This window comes from Burkholderia sp. Ac-20349 (assembly GCF_017104865.1).
Taxonomy (GTDB): Bacteria; Pseudomonadota; Gammaproteobacteria; order Burkholderiales; family Burkholderiaceae; genus Burkholderia; species Burkholderia aenigmatica.
In genome coordinates, this window is the sequence record NZ_JAAGPM010000013.1 from 77,375 (window position 1) to 97,380 (window position 20,006).

General features: G+C 66.6%; 19 protein-coding genes and 1 pseudogene. 5 read left to right on the forward strand and 15 right to left on the reverse strand.

What is annotated here, in order from left to right:
• Positions 1-262: 262 nt before the first annotated feature.
• Both G3N61_RS07290 and G3N61_RS07295 read right to left on the reverse strand, forming a co-directional pair.
• Complete coding sequence (locus G3N61_RS07290; RefSeq protein WP_043188363.1) at positions 263-1,855, reverse strand: ABC-F family ATPase; 1,593 nt, start codon at positions 1,853-1,855, stop codon at positions 263-265.
• Positions 1,856-2,011: 156 nt separating this feature from the next.
• Positions 2,012-4,327, reverse strand: coding sequence for an AsmA family protein (locus G3N61_RS07295; protein ID WP_205821981.1), 2,316 nt, complete (start codon positions 4,325-4,327; stop codon positions 2,012-2,014).
• Positions 4,328-4,479: 152 nt separating this feature from the next.
• Here G3N61_RS07295 and G3N61_RS07300 point away from each other — a divergent pair, with 152 nt between their 5' ends.
• Positions 4,480-5,181 (forward strand): ATP-binding cassette domain-containing protein, encoded by a 702-nt coding sequence (locus G3N61_RS07300; RefSeq protein WP_205821982.1) that lies wholly within the window; start codon positions 4,480-4,482, stop codon positions 5,179-5,181.
• Positions 5,178-5,981 (forward strand): iron export ABC transporter permease subunit FetB, encoded by an 804-nt coding sequence (gene fetB / locus G3N61_RS07305; protein ID WP_043188354.1) that lies wholly within the window; start codon positions 5,178-5,180, stop codon positions 5,979-5,981. The genes G3N61_RS07300 and fetB overlap by 4 nt, the downstream gene beginning before the upstream one ends.
• A gap of 41 nt (positions 5,982-6,022) precedes the next feature.
• Here fetB and G3N61_RS07310 read toward each other — a convergent pair whose 3' ends face one another.
• From G3N61_RS07310 to G3N61_RS07320, 3 genes are all read right to left on the reverse strand, one after another.
• Complete coding sequence (locus tag G3N61_RS07310; protein ID WP_205821983.1) at positions 6,023-6,496, reverse strand: PliI family lysozyme inhibitor of I-type lysozyme; 474 nt, start codon at positions 6,494-6,496, stop codon at positions 6,023-6,025.
• A gap of 248 nt (positions 6,497-6,744) precedes the next feature.
• Entirely contained in the window at positions 6,745-7,296 is a 552-nt protein-coding gene (locus G3N61_RS07315) for a DUF6013 family protein (protein ID WP_089450715.1), read from the reverse strand.
• 159 nt (positions 7,297-7,455) lie between these two features.
• Positions 7,456-8,472 carry a zinc-binding alcohol dehydrogenase family protein gene (locus tag G3N61_RS07320; protein ID WP_205821984.1) on the reverse strand — a complete coding sequence of 339 codons (1,017 nt, stop codon included), beginning with the start codon at positions 8,470-8,472 and terminating at the stop codon, positions 7,456-7,458.
• A 122-nt stretch (positions 8,473-8,594) separates the two neighbouring features.
• On the opposite strand from G3N61_RS07320, the gene G3N61_RS07325 reads away from it, so the two are divergent.
• Both G3N61_RS07325 and serB read left to right on the forward strand, forming a co-directional pair.
• Positions 8,595-9,536: a LysR family transcriptional regulator gene (locus G3N61_RS07325; RefSeq protein WP_089450599.1), complete on the forward strand. Its 942-nt coding sequence runs from the start codon at positions 8,595-8,597 to the stop codon at positions 9,534-9,536.
• 167 nt (positions 9,537-9,703) lie between these two features.
• Complete coding sequence (serB, locus tag G3N61_RS07330; protein WP_043188424.1) at positions 9,704-10,549, forward strand: phosphoserine phosphatase SerB; 846 nt, start codon at positions 9,704-9,706, stop codon at positions 10,547-10,549.
• Positions 10,550-10,636: 87 nt separating this feature from the next.
• On the opposite strand, the gene G3N61_RS07335 is transcribed toward serB, so the two are convergent.
• The 5 genes from G3N61_RS07335 to rimO all read right to left on the reverse strand — a co-directional run bounded on the left by G3N61_RS07335 (position 10,637) and on the right by rimO (position 15,012).
• The gene (locus tag G3N61_RS07335) at positions 10,637-11,818 is read right to left on the reverse strand and encodes a cystathionine beta-lyase (protein ID WP_089450600.1); all 1,182 of its coding nucleotides are present in this window, start codon (positions 11,816-11,818) and stop codon (positions 10,637-10,639) included.
• A gap of 113 nt (positions 11,819-11,931) precedes the next feature.
• Positions 11,932-12,474 carry a hypothetical protein gene (locus G3N61_RS07340; RefSeq protein WP_205821985.1) on the reverse strand — a complete coding sequence of 181 codons (543 nt, stop codon included), beginning with the start codon at positions 12,472-12,474 and terminating at the stop codon, positions 11,932-11,934.
• Between the two features lie 18 nt (positions 12,475-12,492).
• Positions 12,493-12,651 carry a hypothetical protein gene (locus G3N61_RS07345; protein ID WP_205821989.1) on the reverse strand — a complete coding sequence of 53 codons (159 nt, stop codon included), beginning with the start codon at positions 12,649-12,651 and terminating at the stop codon, positions 12,493-12,495.
• Positions 12,652-12,720: 69 nt separating this feature from the next.
• Complete coding sequence (locus G3N61_RS07350) at positions 12,721-13,647, reverse strand: sugar kinase (RefSeq protein ID WP_205821986.1); 927 nt, start codon at positions 13,645-13,647, stop codon at positions 12,721-12,723.
• Between the two features lie 3 nt (positions 13,648-13,650).
• Positions 13,651-15,012, reverse strand: a complete 1,362-nt coding sequence (gene rimO / locus G3N61_RS07355; protein ID WP_027787268.1) for a 30S ribosomal protein S12 methylthiotransferase RimO — start codon at positions 15,010-15,012, stop codon at positions 13,651-13,653.
• A gap of 283 nt (positions 15,013-15,295) precedes the next feature.
• On the opposite strand from rimO, the gene G3N61_RS07360 reads away from it, so the two are divergent.
• Positions 15,296-15,550 (forward strand): hypothetical protein, encoded by a 255-nt coding sequence (locus G3N61_RS07360; protein ID WP_043188332.1) that lies wholly within the window; start codon positions 15,296-15,298, stop codon positions 15,548-15,550.
• Positions 15,551-15,676: 126 nt separating this feature from the next.
• On the opposite strand, the gene G3N61_RS07365 is transcribed toward G3N61_RS07360, so the two are convergent.
• The 5 genes and pseudogenes from G3N61_RS07365 to G3N61_RS07385 form a co-directional block, all read right to left on the reverse strand.
• The gene (locus G3N61_RS07365; protein WP_179258694.1) at positions 15,677-16,717 is read right to left on the reverse strand and encodes an FAD-binding oxidoreductase; all 1,041 of its coding nucleotides are present in this window, start codon (positions 16,715-16,717) and stop codon (positions 15,677-15,679) included.
• Positions 16,718-16,933: 216 nt separating this feature from the next.
• The gene (locus G3N61_RS07370; RefSeq protein WP_241017626.1) at positions 16,934-17,719 is read right to left on the reverse strand and encodes a lysozyme inhibitor LprI family protein; all 786 of its coding nucleotides are present in this window, start codon (positions 17,717-17,719) and stop codon (positions 16,934-16,936) included.
• 473 nt (positions 17,720-18,192) lie between these two features.
• A complete protein-coding gene (gene phaR, locus G3N61_RS07375) occupies positions 18,193-18,759 on the reverse strand; it encodes a polyhydroxyalkanoate synthesis repressor PhaR (RefSeq protein ID WP_012363978.1) in 567 nt (188 codons plus the stop codon).
• A 119-nt stretch (positions 18,760-18,878) separates the two neighbouring features.
• Entirely contained in the window at positions 18,879-19,619 is a 741-nt protein-coding gene (locus G3N61_RS07380; protein WP_011352240.1) for a 3-ketoacyl-ACP reductase, read from the reverse strand.
• 121 nt (positions 19,620-19,740) lie between these two features.
• Positions 19,741-20,006, reverse strand: a pseudogene (locus G3N61_RS07385) (acetyl-CoA C-acetyltransferase); the annotation flags it as partial.

Below are 20,006 nucleotides of genomic sequence, written 5' to 3' on the forward strand. Positions count from 1 at the left end.
AGCGTCATTGGGTCCTTGCAATATACCGATAGCCACTGCCCATTAATGACTCTCTCAATCCCGACCGCCACGATATTCCAGCCACGAAGCAAGAAGGCCCACACCGACAATCTGCCGATGTGGGCCTTTCGTGTTTTTGGCGGCCCGCCTGACGCGCCCCTTCTAGTGTCCTCTAAGAACTGCGTTGCCGCTGTCCCAACGGGACAATTCCGCGGGACAATCCGGGACACATGAGCGGTGGTCTTGGGACAATCCGGCGGCTTTACTCCTGCCCCTGACTCGTCAGGAACTCCTCGTAATTGCCACCAAAGTCGAACAGCGTCCCATCCGTCCGCACTTCAATAATCCGGTTCGCCAGCCCGCTCACGAACTCACGGTCGTGCGACACGAAAATCAGCGTGCCTTCGAACTGCTCGAGCGCGATCTGCAGCGACTCGATCGATTCCATGTCCATGTGGTTGGTCGGCTCGTCCATCAGCAGCACGTTGTGGCGGCCGAGCATCAGCTTGCCCCAGATCATGCGACCCTTCTCGCCGCCCGACAGCACCTTCACCGACTTCCTGATGTCGTCCGACGAGAACAGCAGGCGGCCCAGCGTGCCGCGCACCATCGTTTCGTCGTCGCCGTCCTTGCGGTACTGGTCGATCCAGTCCATCAGCGTGATGTCGTTCGGGAACTCCTCGTACGTGTCCTGCGGCATGTAGCCGACATTCGCGTTCTCGGACCACTTCACCGTACCGTGCTCGAGCGCGAGCGCGCCGAGCAGCGAACGCAGCAGCGTCGTCTTGCCCGCGCCGTTCTCGCCGATGATCGCGATGCGCTCACCCGGCTGCACCGACAGGTTGAAGTTCTGGAAGATCGTGCGCTCGTACTTCTTCGTGATGTCTTCCGCCACCACCGCGACGTTGTGCAGCTTCTTCTCGAACTCGAAACGGATGAACGGGTTCTGGCGCGACGACGGCTTGAATTCCTCGATCTTGATCTTGTCGATCTGCTTCGCGCGGCTGGTCGCCTGGCGGGCCTTCGACTTGTTCGCCGAGAAGCGGCGCACGAAGTCCTGCAGCTCGGCCACGCGCTCCTTCGCACGCGTGTTCGCCGCGGCCTGACGCTCGCGCGCCTGTGCCGATGCGAGCATGTAGTCGTCGTAGTTGCCCGGCCAGACCTTCAGCGTGCCGAAGTCCATGTCGGCCATGTGCGTGCACACCGCGTTCAGGAAGTGACGATCGTGCGAGATGATGATCATCGTCGAGTTGTACTCGTTGAGCGTGTGCTCGAGCCAACGAATCGAGTTGATGTCGAGGTTGTTGGTCGGTTCGTCGAGCAGCAGCACGTCCGGCTTCGAGAACAGCGCCTGTGCGAGCAGCACGCGCAGCTTCCAGCCCGGCGCGACGTCGGCCATCGTGCCGGTGTGGAACTTCTCCTCGATGCCGATGCCGAGCAGCAGCGCGCCCGCGCGCGCCTCGGCATCGTAGCCGCCGTATTCGGCGAACTTGCCTTCGAGCTCGGCGGCGTGCATGTAGTCGTCGTCGGTGGCTTCCGGGTTCGCGTAGATCGCGTCACGCTCGGTCATCGCGGCCCACATCTCGGTGTGGCCCATCATCACGACGTCGAGCACGCGCACGTCTTCGTACGCGAACTGATCCTGGCGCAGCTTGCCGAGACGCACGTTCGGCTCCAGCGCGACGTTGCCGGCGCTCGACTCGAGGTCGCCGCCGAGGATCTTCATGAACGTCGACTTGCCGCAGCCGTTCGCGCCGATCAGACCATAGCGGTTGCCCTCGCCGAATTTGACCGAGATATTCTCGAACAAGGGCTTCGGCCCGAATTGCATCGTGATGTTGGCAGTAGAAAGCACGGCAGGTCCCGTTAAGAGAGAAATCGACGGAAAACCGTGTATTTTAGCAGGTGTCGGAGAAACTGCCGACCGCACCCGTTCCGGCCCCGCCAATTCACCCGCCGTGCGGGGCGGCCGGCCACGCCTGAGCGCCCCGCCAGTCGCCGCACTGCTCCCTTACTTGCCAGCCTTCGCCGCCGCCCGCTGCGCCGCTTTCGCGTTCATCTGCCCGAACAGCTCCGAGCACGGCACGTCCTTGTTGTTGCTCGGTGCGATCAGCGGGATCAACGCGGCGAACGGATTGATCAGCCCGAGCCCGACCATCGCGCCGGCCCGCAGCGCGAGCGCGCCCGCATCGACGCCGACGTCCGGGTTCTTGAACGTCCCCTTTGCATACAGCGGCGAGCGCAGCGAGAAGATCCGGAAGCCCTTCGTGTGCGGATGGATCTTCAGGTTCAGCGTTTCGTCGCGCAGGCTGATCGGGCCGTCGACGTTGATCAGCGCGTCGTCGGTATCGAACGCGAACACCTTCGGGTCGAGGATCCCGTTGGTCGCGACGAAGTCGACCGCCGCGCAGTTGATCTTCACGTCGTTGTTGCCGAACAGCTTCTCGTAGACGACGTTCGCGACGTTCAGCCCCGCTGCTTCCATCAACAGGCGGCTGATGCGGCCGTCCGTCACGAGCGCCTTCACTTCACCGTTCGACGTCGCGGCGAGCGCGGCCGGCGAGTTGCCGGTCGCCGACAGCGACGCATCGCCGTTGATCTCGCCGAGCGCCGACTGCATGACCTTCTGCGCCGGGAACAGCTGCTTGAGCTTCAGGTGTCGCGCGGCCACCGTGAAGCGGCCTTTCAGCGGCGTGCCGCTGCCGTCGAGATGCGCGGTCGTCGCGAGCGTGCCGCCTGCGACGCCGAACTGCAGCGGCTCGAGCGACAGCACGCCGTCCTGCATCACGATATGCGTGTACAGGTTGGTGATCGGCAGGTCCGAACTCTTGACCAGCTTGCGGCCCGTGAACTTGACGTCCGCGTCGAGCGCGCGCCAGCGGTCGGTACGGAACGTCTCGACCGGCAGCACGCGGCTCGACGGCTGTTTCGTCGTGTCGCCGCGCTTGGCCTTGCTCGCGGCCGTATCCGCGCCGATCACCGGGGCGAGATCGGAGAACTGCAGCAGGTTCGACACGAGCTCGCCCGACAGCTTCGGCCGCGGTTCACGCTGCTCGTACGCAAGCGTGCCGCCGAGATCGCTGCCGCCGACGCGGCCGTTGAAATTCTCGTAGCGGAACGTGCTGGCCTTCCGTTTGAAGTTGCCGATCAGCCGCCCTTCGGTCGCGTAAGGCGGCGTATCGGGCAGCGTGATGCCGCTGAGCTGGTAGAGATGCGACATCGACGTGCCCTGCAGCCACAGCCGCAGGTCGATGGCCGCGAGATGCATCGGATCGGTCAGCGTGCCGACGATCGCGAGCCGCGTGTCGCCGGCCTTCACGTCGGCCTGCAGCGGGAACGGCCGCGACGCGTCCTGGATCGCGAGCACGCCGCCGAGCTTGCCGGTACCGCTGATCGGCACGTTCTTGTAGCGGCCGTCGACCGTCAGCCCGAACGCATAGGTCGGGCCGGACGGCTTCGCGGGCGCCGCGACGCTGCTCGCGCCGCTGGCACCGGACGCGGCGGCAGCGGCCGATTTCGAAGAGGCGGACGACGCGGACGAGGACGAGGACGAGGACGAGGACGAAGCCACGGCAGACGCAGCAGACGCACCCGCCACCGACGCGCCACTCGCAGCCTGCGCGGCCGAAGCGCTCGACGCGGCCTCCGCGTTGGCCTTCGCGCTCAGCTGCGCGGCGCCGTGCTTGCCGACACGCTGCGCCGATGCCGCGCGCGACGTCTGCTCCTGCTCCTTCAGCACGTCGCCGAGCGGAATCGGCTGCCCGAGCGTATCGATCGCGACGGTCAGGTCGGCCTTGGTGATCGCGTCGCGATACGTGACGGTACCCTTCGCGAAGCCGAAGCTGTCGAGCCGCACCTTCCACGGCGACGGCTGCGCCGATTGCTTGAACTGGAAGGTCCACGTGTTGCGGCCATCCGCGAGCCGCTCGAGGTCGACGGCCGGATTCACGACGTCGATCGACGGGATCACGATTTCATGCGCGAGCAGCGGCAGGATCGCGAGATCGAAGTGCGCGGCATCGAGCGTGACGAACTTGGGCGTCTTCGCCCAGTCGGGGTTGCCGATTTCGAGGTGCGTGGCCGAAAAGCTCGGCCAGGGCACCCATGCGCGCCAGCCGGTTTCGCCGTCGGGGCGGCGCCAGCCGACCTTGAGGTCGCCGTTGATCGCGAACGGGCGGCCGAGTGCGGCTGTGACCTGTTCGTTGACCCACGGCTTCGCGCGATTCCAGTCGAAGGCGAAGAGAAAGACGCCGGCCGCCGCGATGAGCACCGCGACGATACCGACGATCCATGCAGCCGATTTGCCGATGGCTCGGGTTAGCGTCATGGCGGTTCCGTTGTTGTTCTGAAATGTTGCCGCACCATGCCGGGCCGCTTGCGTGGACGAACGGCGCACGACACCCGCGGCTTTTCAATCGGTATTATGACGCACGCCCTGGTGACGTTTCGGCGCCATTAACGCTTTTTTTCATTTGTGACATGACAGCCCCCACCGGCCTCATCGATGCACAGCGCATCACGCGGCGCGACGCCAGCAGCGGCAAGACCTTGCTCGCCCCGACCGATTTCAGCCTCGCAGCGGGATCGCGAATTGCTATCACCGGGCCGTCCGGGTCGGGCAAGAGCGTGCTGCTGCGCGCACTCGCGCTGCTCGATCCGCTCGACGGCGGCCACATCCTGTGGCGCGGCCACGGGATCCGGCGCAGCGCGATCCCGCGCTACCGGCGCAGCGTCGCCTATGTACGCCAGCGCCCCGCGCAGATGGACGGCACCGTCGAATCGCAGTTGCGCTATCCGTATTCGCTCGCGATCTATCGCGACGTTGGGTTCGATCGCGCGCGCGCGGAAGCGCTCGCCGCGCAGGCCGGCCGCGGCCCCGACTTTCTCGACAAGCGCGCGAGCGACCTGTCCGGCGGCGAAGCGCAGATCGCCGCGCTGCTGCGCGTGCTGCAACTCGATCCCGACGTGCTGCTGCTCGACGAGCCGACGTCCGCGCTCGACCCCGAATCGGCGCGCGCGATCGAGGCGCTCGTCGGCGCATGGTTCGACGCGGCGCCCGACGCCCGCGCGTACATGTGGATCTCGCACGATCCGGCCCAGGCCGCGCGAATCGGCACGATACGGCTCGTGATGCAGGCCGGCGTGATGCACGTGGCCAACCCGACGGAGGCAACGCAATGAGTCCCGTCCTGCAGGACCTGAGCCTCGTCGACGTCGGCATCGCCGCCGCGCTGGTCGCGGTCAACGGCGCGATCTCGATGGCACTGTCGCTCGGCCTCGGCCGCAAGCTTGGGCTCGCGGCCGTGCGCACCGTCGTGCAGTTGCTCGCGATCGGCTACGTGCTCGGCTGGGTGTTCGGCCATCCGCACTGGTACGTCGTGCTGCCGCTCACCGCACTGATGACGCTGATCGCCGGGTTCGCCGGCGCGGGGCGCGGCAAGCGCACGTATCGCGGCCAGCGCATCGACAGCATCGCGTCGATCTGGTTCAGCAGCTGGTTCGTCGCGGCGGTCGGCCTGTTCGTCGTGATCCGCATCCATCCGTGGTACGCACCGCAATACGCGATTCCGATCCTCGGGATGATTCTCGGCAATACGCTCACGGGCGTGTCGCTCGGCGTCGAACGGATGATGGAAGAGCTCACGGCGCGCCGCGACCGTGTCGAAACCGCACTCGCGCTCGGCGCGACGCGCTGGGAAGCGGCCCAGGACGCTGCACGCCAGGCCGTGCGGGCGGGCATGCTGCCGACGCTGAACCAGATGGCCGTCGTCGGCGTCGTGAGCCTGCCGGGGATGATGACGGGCCAGGTGCTGGCCGGCCAGTCGCCGCTGCAGGCCGTGCGCTACCAGATCGTGATCATGTTCCTGATTGCCGCGGCCTCCGCGCTCGGCACCGTCGGTGCGGTGCTGATGACCTACCGCCGGCTGTTCTCGGCCGATCACCGCTTTCTCGCCGCGCGGCTCGAAGAACGCGCGCACTGACACGCGGCGTCACCGCGCGATGCGTTCGCGCGGTTCGCCGGTCAGCGCACGCCGCGGCGCTTGCCGAGCGCCTGCCGCAACGCGGCCGCGATGTCCGCGTCCGGCGCGAGCCCGTCGACCGACGCAACGAGCCGCACCGCGCGCGGCGTCGTCACATAGGCCTGCGCACCGACATAGCCGCCGCTGCCGGCCGAGCGCGTCGTCACGACGAGCGCCTGCGGCGCACGTGCACCGAGGTCGGCCGTGAACGCATCGGTGACCGTACCGTCACGCGCATGCAGCGCGCCCGTCACGTAATCGTCGGTATCGAAGCCAGGAGCGGCATGCGCGGTCGAATACACGCGCACCGCGTAACTGCCGGTCGAGCACGGCTCGAGCGCGCCGCTCGACACGACGGCCACCTGCTGCCGCGACGGCAACTCGACCTTTTTCACAAAACCACAATCGTCGGCCGCGTGCGCGTGCGCGGCGACGAACGCAATGGCACACAGCCACGCGCGCATTCGGTAATTCATCGGGATGTCGTGACAGGAAGGTGATGATGCGGGCGAGCATAGCGTGACAGTCGCATGACGTCACGCAGGTCGCCACGCGATGCTGTCGTACGTCGAACGGCTGCCATGCCGCTGAGGCAGCATGCTACCGCGAAGCAGGTCGCGAGAATTCACCGTGACGGCGACACGAAACGGTCACGTGCGCGGGGCAGGCGCGAGTCGAAGCCGTTGTGCGCGCACCGGCTCCGGCACCGGCCCGCGCGCACCGCTCAGCGCTTGATCGACACCGTCACCTTCGTGCCATCGCTCATCGCGACGGACTTCGACCCGCCGTTGGTCGAGATCGACACCCACTTCACCTGGCTCACCGACACGACGTCCGGACACTGCAGCGACTTGCCGCCGACCGTCACGTTGCGCGTGCCCTTCGGCGCGGCCGCCTGGAAGCTCATCTGCACGTTGGCGATCCCCTTCGCGTCGATCGACGGCGCGAGCCGCACCTGGGTCTGGCGCACCATTGCGCCGTTCTCGTCGCGCGGCAGGCTGTCGGCGTTCGGGCACCCGTCCGGCATCGCGACCGCCCCGCTCGGCGGCACCGACTTCCAGTTGAAGTCGTCCGTCTCGCCCGAGCGGATCTTGCGGGTCTCCTGCGTATTGCCGAAGGTCTTCGAGTCGACCTTGACGGTGTATTCGAGCTGTCCGGTACCGCCGCCCTTCAGGCTGCCCTTGACCGGCGGCGCCGCGAATACGCTCGCGCTGACGCACGCCGCCGCGAGCACGACCGACCACGATGCGGCGACTGACAAGCTGCGTTGGCTCATGCTGACCTCCTTGGTATGCGGCGGCACGCGCGTGCCGCGCGGTTTTCGATGCATGATGCGCTGCCAGTCTACCGCCAAGCGGCGGGCAATGCGCCGCAAACGCATCGGGTGTTACCCCGCTTGCGTTCGCGGCGCCGCAACCTTACGTGCGATGCCGGCTCAGAAGCCGCTCAGCACGAGCTTGCCGATCGCGCGCCCGGCCTCGAGCACCTGGTGCGCGCGCCGCACGTTTGCCGCATTGATCGGGCCGAGCTGCTCGCCGAGCGTCGTGCGCAGCGTGCCGCCGTCGACGAGCCGCGCCACTTCGCCGAGGATCCGGTGCTGCTCGATCATGTCCGGCGTCTCGAACATTGCACGCGTGAACATGAATTCCCAGTGAAACGCGGCGCTCTTCGCCTTCAGCAGTTCGACCGGCACCGGCTTGTCGTTCTCGACGATCGTGCAAATGCCGCCCTGCGGCCGGATGACTTCCGCCGCGGCAGGGAAATGACGATCCGTGTCGTTGAAAATCAGCACGTAGTCGACGTTCGGATGCCCGGCCTCGCGCAACTGTGCGGGCAAGTCGCCGAAATGGTCGACCACCGTATCCGCGCCCAGTGCGCGCACCCAGTCGGCCGAGGCCGGTCGGGACGCGGTCGCGATCACGTGCAGCTTGCCGAGCGTCTTCGCGAGCTGGATCGCGATCGAGCCCACGCCGCCCGCGCCGCCGATGATCAGCACCGACTTGCCGGCGTCCGCACCCTGCGGCGACACGTGCAGCCGGTCGAACAGCGCTTCCCATGCGGTCAGCGCGGTGAGCGGCAGCGCGGCCGCCGCGGCGAAATCGAGCGTGCGCGGCTTCAGCGCGGCGATCCGCTCGTCGACCGCATGGAATTCACTGTTCGCGCCCGGCCGCGTGATGCTGCCCGCGTAGAACACTTCGTCGCCGGGCCGGAACAGCGTGACGTCGGCACCCACCGCGACCACCGTGCCGGCCGCATCCCAGCCGAGTACGCGCGGGGTGTCCTCGACCTGCGGCTTCGGCGCGCGCACCTTGGTGTCCACCGGGTTCACGGAAATCGCCTCGACCTTCACGAGCAGGTCGCGCGGGCCCGGCACGGGCTGCGGCAGCTCCACGTCGAGCAAGGCCTGCGGGTCGTCGATCGGCAGATAACGGGTCAGTCCAACGGCTTTCATCACGAAACTCCTTCAGGAAATCCTCCGGGCCACGGCGCGGCCCCATGAACGTCATCGTAGGCAACCCGATCATTTGAGAAAACCGCTATATTTCCTGAAACATTTTCAGGATTTTCAGAATAATGGCCTCCGATCCGATTCCGGCCCCCGACAAACCGCTCGACCTGCTCGACGTCGCGCTGTTCGTGCGCGCGGCGCTGCTCGCGAACGTCACCGCGGCCGGGCGCGAGTTCGGCGTGTCGGCCGCGGTCGCGAGCGCCCGCATCGCGCAGCTCGAGCGCCAGCTCGGCGCACGGCTGCTGCACCGCACCACGCGCCGCATCAGCCTCACGCAGGACGGCGAAGTCTTCATGGCACACGCCGATACGCTGCTGTCGGCCGCCGACGCCGCGCGCGCGTCGGTCGGCCACGGCCGCACCGAGCCGTACGGGCGGCTGAAAGTGTCGATGTCGTCGTCGTTCGGCCGCCAGCATGTCGCGCCGGTGATTCCCGCGTTCCTGCGCCGTTATCCGTCCGTGTCGCTCGACCTGCGGCTGTCGGACGAGATCGTCGACCTCGTCGACGACGGCTACGACGTCGCGATCCGCCTCGGCACGCTAAAGGATTCGACGCTCGTCGCCCGCAAGCTCGCCGCGAACCGCCGCGTGCTGTGCTGCTCGCCCGCCTATCTCGCCGAGCACGGCACGCCGCGCCATCCGGCCGACCTGGCTCAACACGAGTGCGTGATCCTCGGCGACCAGCGCGACTGGTCGTTCGCCACGCCGCAAGGCCCGCTCACGGTGCGGGTCGGCGGCCGGCTCGTCGCGAGCAACGGCGAGGCGATCCGCGAAGCGCTCGTCGACGGCTTCGGGATCGCGATCAAGTCGACCTGGGACGTCGGCCCGCTGCTCGCGAGCGGCGCGCTCGTCACGGTGCTCGACGACTATCCGTTCGCGGAAGACATCGCGATCTGGGCCGTCTACCCGAGCCGCGCGCACGTCCCGCTGAAAACGCTCGCCTTCATCGCGTTCCTGGCCGAGCATTTCGGCGATCCGCCGTACTGGGATCGCGCGGACAGGCAATGACCGCCGCACCGCGCGCGGTTTCGATCCGCCCCTGACCGCCGCGCGCGGCCAACCGGCTACAATGGCGCGTTCGCCACGCAAGGGCCCGACGCCGGACGGGGCCCGCATCGGCAGGCGGCTGTCCGTTGGCCGCATACGCATTTCATTCGCTTCCCAACCATCCCGTCATGACCCACAACCTCGTCATCCAGAGTCTTGCGCCGCTGTCGGACGCCCATCACAAACCGCTGCTCGCGCTGTCGCGCGGCACCCGCATCGTGCGGATCGACGATCACGCGCTGCGGATCGACGACGCGAGCCCGGCGCAACGCCTCGACATCGACGCGTACTGCGGCACGCACGCACTCGACTTCGCGTTCGTCGAGGCCGGCCGCACGCTCGGCGATTTCGGGCTCGCCGTGATGGACATGGATTCGACGCTGATCACGATCGAGTGCATCGACGAGATCGCCGATTTCTGCGGACTGAAAACGCAGGTCGCCGAGATCACCGAAGCGTCGATGCGCGGCGAGATCCGCGACTTCAACGAAAGCCTCACGCGCCGCGTCGCGCTGCTGGCCGGGCTCGACGCGCACGCGCTCGAACGCGTGTACGAGGAGCGGCTGCAACTGACGCCGGGCGCCGAGAAAATGCTCGCCGGCGTGAAGGCTGCCGGCATGAAGACGCTGCTCGTGTCGGGCGGCTTCACGTTCTTCACCGAGCGGCTGAAGGCGCGCCTCGGCCTCGACTACGCGCATGCGAACACGCTCGAGATCGTCGACGGCAAGCTGACCGGCAAGGTGCTCGGCGAGATCGTCAACGCCGACGTGAAGGCGCGCCTGCTGCGCGAAACCTGCGCGTCGCTCGGCCTCGAGCCGAGCCGTGCGATCGCGATGGGCGACGGGTCGAACGACCTGAAGATGATGGCCGAAGCCGGGCTGTCGGTCGCGTACCACGCGAAGCCCGTCGTGCGCGACGCGGCGACCGTCGCGTTCGATCACGTCGGCCTCGACGGGCTGCTGCGGCTGTTCTGATCCTGCGGAATCCGCAATGAAAAACGCCGGCGCGATATTGCATCGCGCCGGCGTTTTGTTTTTCTGCTGAACGTAATCGGCTAGCGATCAGCCCAGCGCGGCCTGCATCGCGCGCTCGATGTCCGCACGCAGGTCGGCTTCGTCTTCCAGGCCGACATAGAAACGCACCAGCGTGCCGCGATGCGGCCAGTCCGGACGCATCGACGCGACGTCGTAAGGCATCGCAAGGCTGCACGCGCCGCCCCAGCTCCAGCCGATCGCGAAGAGTTCGAGCGACTCGACGAAGCGGTCGACCTGCTCCGCGCTGTAGCGCTCGTCGAACACCACCGAGAACAACCCGCCCGCGCCGGTGAAGTCGCGCACGAACGATGCGTGCCCCGGGCAATCGGCGATCTGCGGGTGCAATACCGCCGCGATCTCCGGCCGCGCCTTCAGCCATTGCGCGAGCGCAAGCGCGCTCTTGCTGTGCGCGTCGAAGCGCACCTGCATGCTCGGCAGGCTGCGCAGCACGAGCGAGCAATCGTCGACCGACACGCCGACGCCGCAGCGCATCCGCGCGAGCTTCAGCTTTGCGTGCAGTTCCGCGTTCGCGGTGATCGTCGCACCCATCAGCACGTCGCTGCCGCCCGACTGGTACTTGGTCAGCGCCTGCACCGAGATGTCGACCCCGTGTTCGAACGGCTTGAACGCGAGCCCGGCCGAGAACGTGTTGTCGATCGCGGTCACGACGCCGCGTGCCTTCGCGGCCGCCGCGATCGCCTGCACGTCGGGCACTTCCATCGTCACCGAGCCGGGCGCCTCGATCCAGATCAGCCGCGTGTTCGGCTGGATCAGGTCGGCGATGCCGGCGCCGATCAGCGGATCGTAGAAGCGCGCGGTGATGCCGAAATCCTTCGCGAGCCAATTGCCGAAATCGGCGTTCGGCCCGTACACGTTGTGCGGAATCAGCACGTCGTCGCCGGCTTTCACGATCCCGAAGTAGACGTTCATGATGGCCGCGAGGCCCGACGGCTGCAGCAGCGCATGCGTGCCGCCCTCGATCTCGGCGAGCCGCTGCGCGAGCGCGAGCGACGTCGGCGTCGCATGCAGCCCGTAGCGCCACTGGTTGTCGTTGTGCCAGACGAGCGCACGCATCGTCGCGAGATCGGGGAACACGACCGTCGACGCGCGCGCGACCGGCGGCACGAACGAACGGAAGCCTTCCGGGATCACGTCGTCGGGTTGAACGATACGGGTTTGCAGCGCGCGCTTGGGAGTGGATGCAGTCATGACAGGAAGCCGGGCACGAGGCCGTTCGGTTGCGGAATATGTCGCTAGATTAGCCAAAATCGGCGCGGCTGGCCCGGTACAATGCGCGCCGCGCGCACCGAGCCAGCGCGGGTTCAGTCGTCGGTGCGCAGGTTGACGACGCCGCCCACCGTCTCGATTTCCTGCACGCGGCCGTCGCGCACCTGCAGCGCCGCGCGCTTGCCCGGCGCAAGCCGCAGCACGACGGGCTGCGGATCCGACTCGTCCGAATTCATCCGGTCGGCCTTCAGGTCGCCCGTCGCGTCGAAGCGGCCGATCCACACGCCGGTGATGTTCGTGCCGTCGTTCGACTCTTCGATTTCGAGCGTGTCGCCATCGCGATCGCCCGCGAGCAGCACGACTTCGCCCGTATCGGCGAACTGGTATTCGCCGTGCACGCCTTCCTCGTCCGTCTTCGGGCCGAGATGCACGACGATCGGCCGGTCGCCGAGCGTGCCTTCGTAGCGCGGCAGGCGAGCGAACTCGGGATTCGGCTTCAGCGGCCGCGCCAGTGCCGGTTCATCCTGCTGCACGCCCGGCGCGACGGCCTGCGCCGCGCTCACGCCCGGCATCACCATGCCCGCCGCCAGCGTGCCCGCGACGACGAGCGCCCGTTGCCATTGCGAATATCGACCCACCTTGTGTTGCTCCTTGCTTCAGATTCGCTCGAAAATCGCGGCGATGCGCTGCCCGCCGCCGATGCGCTGCAACTCGTACGGCGCCTCGACGGTGATCGGCGCGATGTCCTTCAGGCTGCCGCCGAAATCGCCGATCGCGGTACGCACGCCGCTCACCACCACCCCTTCACGTTGCATGTCGGCTCCTCATCCTGCTGATCGAATGAATCGTTCGTGCGGTGCCGTGGCCGGCGTGCGCAAGCCGCATCAGCCTTGCATCAGGCGCTCCACCGCATCGCGGTGCGGAATCGGCGCGACCGCACCGTAGCCCGTCGTCGACAGCGCCGCGGCGGCGTTCGCATAACGCGCCGCCGCGAACGGATCGTCGCCCGCGACGATTCGCGCGACGAAGGCACCGCCGAAGCAGTCGCCCGCACCCGTCGCATCGACGGCTTCGACCGTGAAGCCCGGCACGACGCGCCGCTCGTTCGGCGTCGCCACGTACGCACCTTCCTTGCCGAGCTTCAGCGCGACGACCTGCGGCCCGTGTTCGAGCATCGAGTCGACGATCGCGTCGCGATCGTTCGCGCCCGTGAGCGCCGTCACGTCGTCCCAGCTGGGCAGGCAGATGTCCGTCTGGCGCAGCGCCTCGCGCATCACCGCGCGAGCGCGCGGCAGCGGCCACAGCTTCAGGCGCAGGTTCGTGTCGAAGCTGACCTTCGCGCCGTGGCGGCGCGCATGGTCGATCGCCGCGAACGCGGCGTCGCACGCAGCCGTGCTGATCGCCAGGCTGATGCCCGACAGGTGCACGGCCTTCGCGGCAGCCAGCGCGTCGAGCGGCAGGTCGCCCACCGCATAGCGGCTCGCCGCCGAGCCCGCGCGCAGGTAGTCGAACTGGTGACCGTCGGCGCCGTGCGTGACGAAATACACGCCGGTCGGCGCCGCACGGTCGATCCGCACGTACGTCGTATCGACGCGCTCCGCGCGCCACATGTCGGCCAGCAGGCGGCCGAACGGATCGTCGCCGATCGCCGACACGAAGCCCGTCGACGCGCCCTGGCGCGCCGCGGCGATGCAGAAGTTCGACGTGTCGCCGCCGAAGCCCTGCAGGAATTCAGGCCGGCCCGGCTGCGACTGGTTGAATTCGATCATCGCCTCGCCGAGCGCGAGGATCTCCGGAAATGCGGCGGTCATCGCTTACACCTCGCCCCACAGATCGTGGCCGTCGGCACCCGTGATCTTTACGGACACGAAATCGCCGACCTTGTAGCGCTTCGATGCCTTCGCCGCCGGCTCGACATAGACGACGCCGTCGATCTCCGGCGCATCCGCCGCCGTGCGGCCGATCCCGCCTTCCTCGCTGACTTCGTCGATCAGCACCTTGAGGGTCTTGCCGACCTTGCGCTGGATGCGGTTCGCCGACACTTCCTCGGCAACTTCCATGAAGCGCGCGCGGCGCTCTTCGCGGACTTCATCCGGCAACGCGCCGTCGAGTTCGTTTGCAGTCGCGCCTTCGACCGGCGAATACGCGAAGCAACCGACGCGATCGAGTTCCGCCTCGCGGATGAAGTCGAGCAGCGTTTCGAACTGCTCTTCCGTCTCGCCGGGGAAGCCCGCGATGAACGTGCTGCGGATCGTCAGGTCCGGGCAGATCTCGCGCCACTTCTGCACGCGCTCGAGCACCTTCTCGGCGTTCGCCGGACGCTTCATGCGCTTCAGCACTTCCGGATGCGCGTGCTGGAACGGCACGTCGAGGTACGGCAGCACGTGGCCCTTGAACGGACCTTCGGCCATCAGCGGGATCACTTCGTCGACGCTCGGATACGGATACACGTAGTGCAGGCGCACCCATGCGCCGTACTGCGCGGCGAGTTCGCCGAGCGCGGCGACCAGGTCGGTCATGCGCGTCTTGATCGGCTTGCCGTTCCAGAAGCCCGTGCGGTACTTCACGTCGACGCCGTACGCGCTCGTATCCTGCGAGATCACGAGCAGTTCCTTCACGCCCGACTTGAACAGGTTCTCGGCTTCCAGCATCACTTCGGCGACCGGGCGCGACACGAGGTCGCCGCGCATCGACGGGATGATGCAGAACGTGCAGCGGTGGTTGCAGCCTTCCGAAATCTTCAGGTACGCGTAATGGCGCGGCGTGAGCTTGATGCCGGCCGCGGGCACGAGATCGGTAAACGGGTCGTGCGGCTTCGGCAGGTGCGAATGCACGGCCTGCATCACTTCGCCCACTGCGTGCGGGCCGGTGACGGCGAGCACCTTCGGGTGGACTTCCTCGATCAGGTTCGAGCCGCTCGCGCTCGACTTCGCGCCGAGACAACCGGTGACGATCACCTTGCCGTTCTCGGTCAGCGCTTCGCCGATCGCGTCGAGGCTTTCCTGCACGGCTTCGTCGATGAAGCCGCAGGTGTTCACGACGACGAGGTCGGCACCGTCGTAGGTGCCGGAGATTTCATAACCTTCGGCGCGCAGTTGCGTGATGATCTGTTCGGAGTCGACTAAAGCCTTAGGGCAGCCAAGGCTGACGAACCCTACTTTGGGGGATTGGGACATCTGGAATGTGGGGGCGTGGCAGCAAAAGCGTGAGTTTACAGCGATTTAGTGTCCGGCGATCCAAAAACGAGCGGTTGACGACGATACGCGTCGCCCGCTCGAATGCCCGGCGCGTTCCGGGCCTGCTGCCGAGCCTGCTCCGATATGCCCCTTCATTTCTGGCGCAGCCGCGTTGCGGCTCTGTCCCCAACGCCCGTCAGCCAGCAAGAATCGCCCCGTCGCCGCAGCCCGCTATGAGAAAATCCACGCGTCCATCCTTTTCAATCGACCCAACGGGGCTCGCATGACCACCCACATCACGATCGAATTCACCGAGCACGCAGCGGAAGCCATCGGCGAACAGACCAGCACCAGCTTTTCGTATGACCAGGGCGCGCATGTGCCGCAACCGGGCGACTTCGTCGAACTCGAGAATTCGCGACAGACGTTTTTCGTGATCGGCCGCGTGTTTTCGCTCAAGGCCAACTACAGCGCCGTCAAGCTCGTGCTCGACCTGCCTCCGTCGGACGACGGGCAGGATTTCGATCCGGTGCACTGACGGACTACGCGAGACGCGTGACGCCCGTCTGAACCGACAACGCTGCAGCGCCGCCCCCGGCGCTGCGCGCAGCATCACGACGCGTGTCACCCCTTCCTGATCTTCCTGACGGGCGCGTGCGTCGAATTACGCGCCCGTGATCGCGCTCGCTGCCAGTCGCCCAAGCTGCGGCGCCAGGATCACGCCGGGATGCGCGACGACGGCATAAACCCCTGCAACACCCGGCAGAAATCCGTTGATCGGCACCCCGTCGTTCGTCATCGGCCGAAGCGCCGATTTCGCGGAGAGCGGCGTCAGGGTCGGCGGATCGGCAAACAGCGCTGAAATGTCCGAGGCGGTACGGGCAGCGAGCGCGGCAAGCCCGCTGTCGCCCTCATCCGGAGCATCCGCGGCCGACACCAGGCTGCCCGACGGGCCGACACGCACTTCAAGATCCTGCCCGTAGAGCAGGCGGCTGATGAGACCCGGCTCGGCAGCGAAACGCATCAACACGGCCGGCTTCTCGCGAACGGGCAAGGCCACGCCCAGGCCCGCGGCGATGGCAACCGCGGAAGCGGCATTCGCCAGGACGACGACATCCGCCGGCACATCCCCATGCGCGGTATGCACACCGACAGCGCGTCCATTGCGCGTTTCGACCGCGTCGACTGCGCAACCGCACCGAACCTGCGCGCCGGCCGCATGCGCACCGGCCAGCAACTGATGCGTCAAGTCGATCGGCTCGACCACGAAATCGTCCGGTGCCCATGCAATCAACTCGGGAAGCCGCGCAAGACGCGGCTCCATCCGGGCCACCTCTCGACGGCCCAACGCTTCCATGTGCACGCCGGCCGCGCGCTGTTCGTCGATCAATGCTGAGGTCTGCGCATCCGTGTCCAGCCAGACGAGCGCCCCGCGCGTCGTCACCGGCAACGGGCCCAGGTCGCGCGCCAGCCGGGCGAACTCAGGGAGCGCTGCGAGCGTGCGGGAGAAGCTGGACGGGTTTTCAGAAGGAAGCGCGCTGCCGGTACCCACCCAGCCGAACGACCAGTGAGTCGCGCCGACTGCGGCCGTCACCTGTTGTTCCAGCAGCGTGACCTGCGCGCCCGATCGCGCAAGATGCCATGCGGTGGATGCGCCGACGATGCCGCCGCCGACCACGACGACGCGGAGCGTGTTGTTTCCCATGAATGACATTCGGACGTTGCGGGATTCCGACTATACCGTCCGCCCCTCTTCGCCGCTGGGCGGTTGCCTGCCGCCCGGCATCGCGAATCATCTCGCCCGCTCGCTCGACCTGGCATCAAAACGATCAATCGATCGACATCCGCTGCGCCTGACGCGGACTAAGGAAACGAAAAAGCCCGCCGAGGCGGGCCTTGCTCGAACACTCGATACGGCACGTCACCGCATGTCCGGAAACACTGACGCCTTCAGGCATCGTTCGAACCACATCGCATCGTCTCCATCACCGATCGGCCACATTTCCGCATCGAGTTGCGGCAACCCGGCTACCGGCGCTGACGCGTGATTATCGCCACCGGACGTCCCCGCCCGCATCCACGCCGAATGCGCTCCACCGTTGTCGCACGCACTCCCATGCGCCTGCGCTTCGCAGAACGCCACGGGGCGCACCTTCCCGCCGTCCGCCGCGCTCACCGACCGGTACTGATAGACCGCACCGGTCGCCCAGTCCTCGCTCTGGCTGCAGACCCGCGCCCGATGCTGCACATGGACCGCGCCGAAGCACGCGTAGGTAACGTGCGCGCCACTCGCATCGTCGGGAAGGAAATCGCAGTTTGCATCGAAACCGGTGAGCGGGCCGCCCGTATATTTCGCGAGCCACTGGCGCTCGGCCTGCGCACGCGCGATCAAGCCTTTGCTCGATTGATCGGCCAGCACGGCGGTGCGCCGATCGATGGCCTTGCGCACTTCGTCGACGGCCAGCGGGTGGCCTTCGTAATCGGCGTCGAGACGGTTGTTGCGCGCGTCGATCCAGCGGCGCTGGCTACGCACCAGCATGTCGCGGATAGCGGTATCCGGCGCGGCCTTCAACGCACCCGCATAGGCCGAATTCATGCGCGCGTCGGCCGCGCGCAGCACGGCGTTCGCGCAGATGCGCTTCTCGATCGGTTGCACGGCTTTCGCGCAATCCATCGCAAAGACCGGTACCGCCACGCCAACGCCCATCGTGAATATCGCAGCAAGACCGGCCAGCCTGCGGGCCCATGCCATTCGAATCCCTCGCATGCTCTCTCTCAATCGGTTTTTCTTGGTCGCACTGCATCGATGCCGCATTGCCCATCACGGCCTGTCGTGCCCGGTCGCCGATACGCATTTCGCCGAAGGCAGCGTCCATGCTTCGCCGTGCAGCGCCGCTCATGGTACGCGCGCCGGCAGGAATGCACACCATCCGGCGTGGCATGTTCCGGGTTTCCTGCGTAGGTAGCTGGATCTCGATCGACTGGACAACGGTCATGCACGCCCGACCCGGCGCGCGCATTCGGTACCGACGGCCATGAACGACCGTCGGCGAGAGGGTTCGGCAGGCAGCGGCCGCACATCGTCGCGCCCGTATGCACGATCGGCCGACCCGCACCGCGTGGCTTCGCGGCACCGACGCCCGACGGGTTGCCCGCCGCGGTCGGCCTGCCGCGAAACCGTTACTTCTTTTCCGGCTCCGTCGCGCCCGGCTGCTTGAACGGGAACGTGCTGAACATCGACTTCGCCTGGTTCTGCATCTGCTCCTGCATCTGCACGAACATGTTCTTCGACTGCTCGATGTAGCTGGTCATCATCCCTTGCATCATCGGCGCCTGCATGTTCATGAACTGCGACCAGACTTCCGGATTCATCGCATTGCCTTCGTACAGGTTCTTCGACTGATCCGCGAGCTTGTTCTGGATGTCGATGAACGCCTGGATGTTCTTTTCCAGGTACGTGCCCATCATGCCCTGCATCGCATGCCCGTAGAAACGGATGATCTGCGACAGCATCGACGACGAGAACATCGGCACGCCGCCGCTTTCCTCTTCGAGGATGATCTGCAGGAGGATGCTGCGCGTCAGGTCTTCGTTGGATTTCGCATCGACGACCTTGAAGTCCTCCTGCTCCAGCACGAGTTGCTTCACGTCGGTCAGCGTAATGTACGTGCTTGTCTCGGTATCGTAGAGCCGGCGGTTCGGGTACTTCTTGATGAGCCGTTCGGCCGTCTTCTTTGTAGTAGTCATGTAACGCCTTTGAGTGCAGCGTAGCGCAAGTGACGAATCCCCGCCGCCCGAATCCGGGAGGCGGGGGCCTTCGGAACACGCCCGGCTGCGCGGCCACCCGGCCCGCGCAGCGCGGACGCTCAGCCCATGTGCAGGCCGCCGTTCAGCGAGAAGTCGGCGCCCGTCGCGAAACCGGAATCGTTCGACGCGAGCCACGCGACGATCGAACCGATTTCCTCCGGCCCGCCGAGACGCCGCACCGGGATCGTCGCGACGATCTTCTCGAGTACATCCGGGCGAATCGCCTTCACCATGTCGGTGCCGATGTAGCCCGGCGACACGGTATTGACCGTCACGCCCTTCGTCGCGACTTCCTGTGCGAGCGACATCGTGAAGCCGTGGATGCCGGCCTTCGCGGTCGAATAGTTGGTCTGGCCGAATTGCCCCTTCTGGCCGTTCACCGACGAAATGTTGACGATCCGGCCCCAGCCGCGCTCGACCATCCCGTCGATCACCTGCTTCGTCACGTTGAACAGGCTCGTCAGGTTGGTGTCGATCACGGCGGTCCAGTCTTCGTGCGTCATCTTGCGGAACACGACGTCGCGCGTGATGCCCGCGTTGTTGACCAGCACGTCGATCTCGCCGACTTCGGCCTTGACCTTGTCGAACGCTTCCTTGGTCGAGTCCCAGTCGCCGACGTTGCCTTCCGACGCGATGAAATCGTACCCGAGCGCCTTCTGGTCCTCGAGCCATTTCACACGGCGCGGCGAGTTCGGGCCGCAACCTGCGACCACCTTGAAGCCGTCTTTCAACAGACGCTGGCAGATGCTGGTGCCGATGCCGCCCATCCCGCCCGTTACGTACGCAATTCGCTGAGACATAAATCTCACTCCATTTTTTGGTTTCGAGAGCTGCCTGAGGCCCCCTCTGACTTCACGGGACGCCGGCCGAAGCCGCAATCGGCCGGCACCCGGATTCGGTTCGCGGGTCGCGAATGGCCGGTTACGGACGCTCGACCGCGAGCGCGACACCCATCCCGCCGCCGATGCACAGCGACGCCAGCCCGCGCTTCGCGTCGCGCTTGACCATCTCGTGCAGCAGCGTCACCAGGATCCGGCAGCCCGACGCGCCGATCGGATGCCCGATCGCGATCGCCCCGCCGTTCACGTTCACCTTCGACGTGTCCCAGCCCATCTGCTTGTGCACCGCCAGCGCCTGCGCCGCAAATGCCTCGTTGATCTCCATCAGGTCCAGGTCGCCCGGCGTCC

Bases quoted from the DNA above. Each gene is read 5' to 3' on its own strand.
- G3N61_RS07295 (WP_205821981.1), bottom strand. From the start codon at position 4,327: ATGACGCTAACCCGAGCCATCGGCAAATCGGCTGCATGGATCGTCGGT.
- rimO (WP_027787268.1), bottom strand. From the start codon at position 15,012: ATGTCCCAATCCCCCAAAGTAGGGTTCGTCAGCCTTGGCTGCCCTAAG.
- G3N61_RS07350 (WP_205821986.1), bottom strand. From the start codon at position 13,647: ATGACCGCCGCATTTCCGGAGATCCTCGCGCTCGGCGAGGCGATGATC.
- G3N61_RS07335 (WP_089450600.1), bottom strand. From the start codon at position 11,818: ATGACTGCATCCACTCCCAAGCGCGCGCTGCAAACCCGTATCGTTCAA.
- G3N61_RS07325 (WP_089450599.1), top strand. From the start codon at position 8,595: ATGGCCTCCGATCCGATTCCGGCCCCCGACAAACCGCTCGACCTGCTC.
- serB (WP_043188424.1), top strand. From the start codon at position 9,704: ATGACCCACAACCTCGTCATCCAGAGTCTTGCGCCGCTGTCGGACGCC.
- G3N61_RS07380 (WP_011352240.1), bottom strand. From the start codon at position 19,619: ATGTCTCAGCGAATTGCGTACGTAACGGGCGGGATGGGCGGCATCGGC.
- G3N61_RS07365 (WP_179258694.1), bottom strand. From the start codon at position 16,717: ATGGGAAACAACACGCTCCGCGTCGTCGTGGTCGGCGGCGGCATCGTC.
- G3N61_RS07370 (WP_241017626.1), bottom strand. From the start codon at position 17,719: ATGGGCGTTGGCGTGGCGGTACCGGTCTTTGCGATGGATTGCGCGAAA.
- fetB (WP_043188354.1), top strand. From the start codon at position 5,178: ATGAGTCCCGTCCTGCAGGACCTGAGCCTCGTCGACGTCGGCATCGCC.
- G3N61_RS07310 (WP_205821983.1), bottom strand. From the start codon at position 6,496: ATGAATTACCGAATGCGCGCGTGGCTGTGTGCCATTGCGTTCGTCGCC.
- phaR (WP_012363978.1), bottom strand. From the start codon at position 18,759: ATGACTACTACAAAGAAGACGGCCGAACGGCTCATCAAGAAGTACCCG.
- G3N61_RS07315 (WP_089450715.1), bottom strand. From the start codon at position 7,296: ATGAGCCAACGCAGCTTGTCAGTCGCCGCATCGTGGTCGGTCGTGCTC.
- G3N61_RS07360 (WP_043188332.1), top strand. From the start codon at position 15,296: ATGACCACCCACATCACGATCGAATTCACCGAGCACGCAGCGGAAGCC.
- G3N61_RS07320 (WP_205821984.1), bottom strand. From the start codon at position 8,472: ATGAAAGCCGTTGGACTGACCCGTTATCTGCCGATCGACGACCCGCAG.
- G3N61_RS07300 (WP_205821982.1), top strand. From the start codon at position 4,480: ATGACAGCCCCCACCGGCCTCATCGATGCACAGCGCATCACGCGGCGC.
- G3N61_RS07345 (WP_205821989.1), bottom strand. From the start codon at position 12,651: ATGCAACGTGAAGGGGTGGTGGTGAGCGGCGTGCGTACCGCGATCGGC.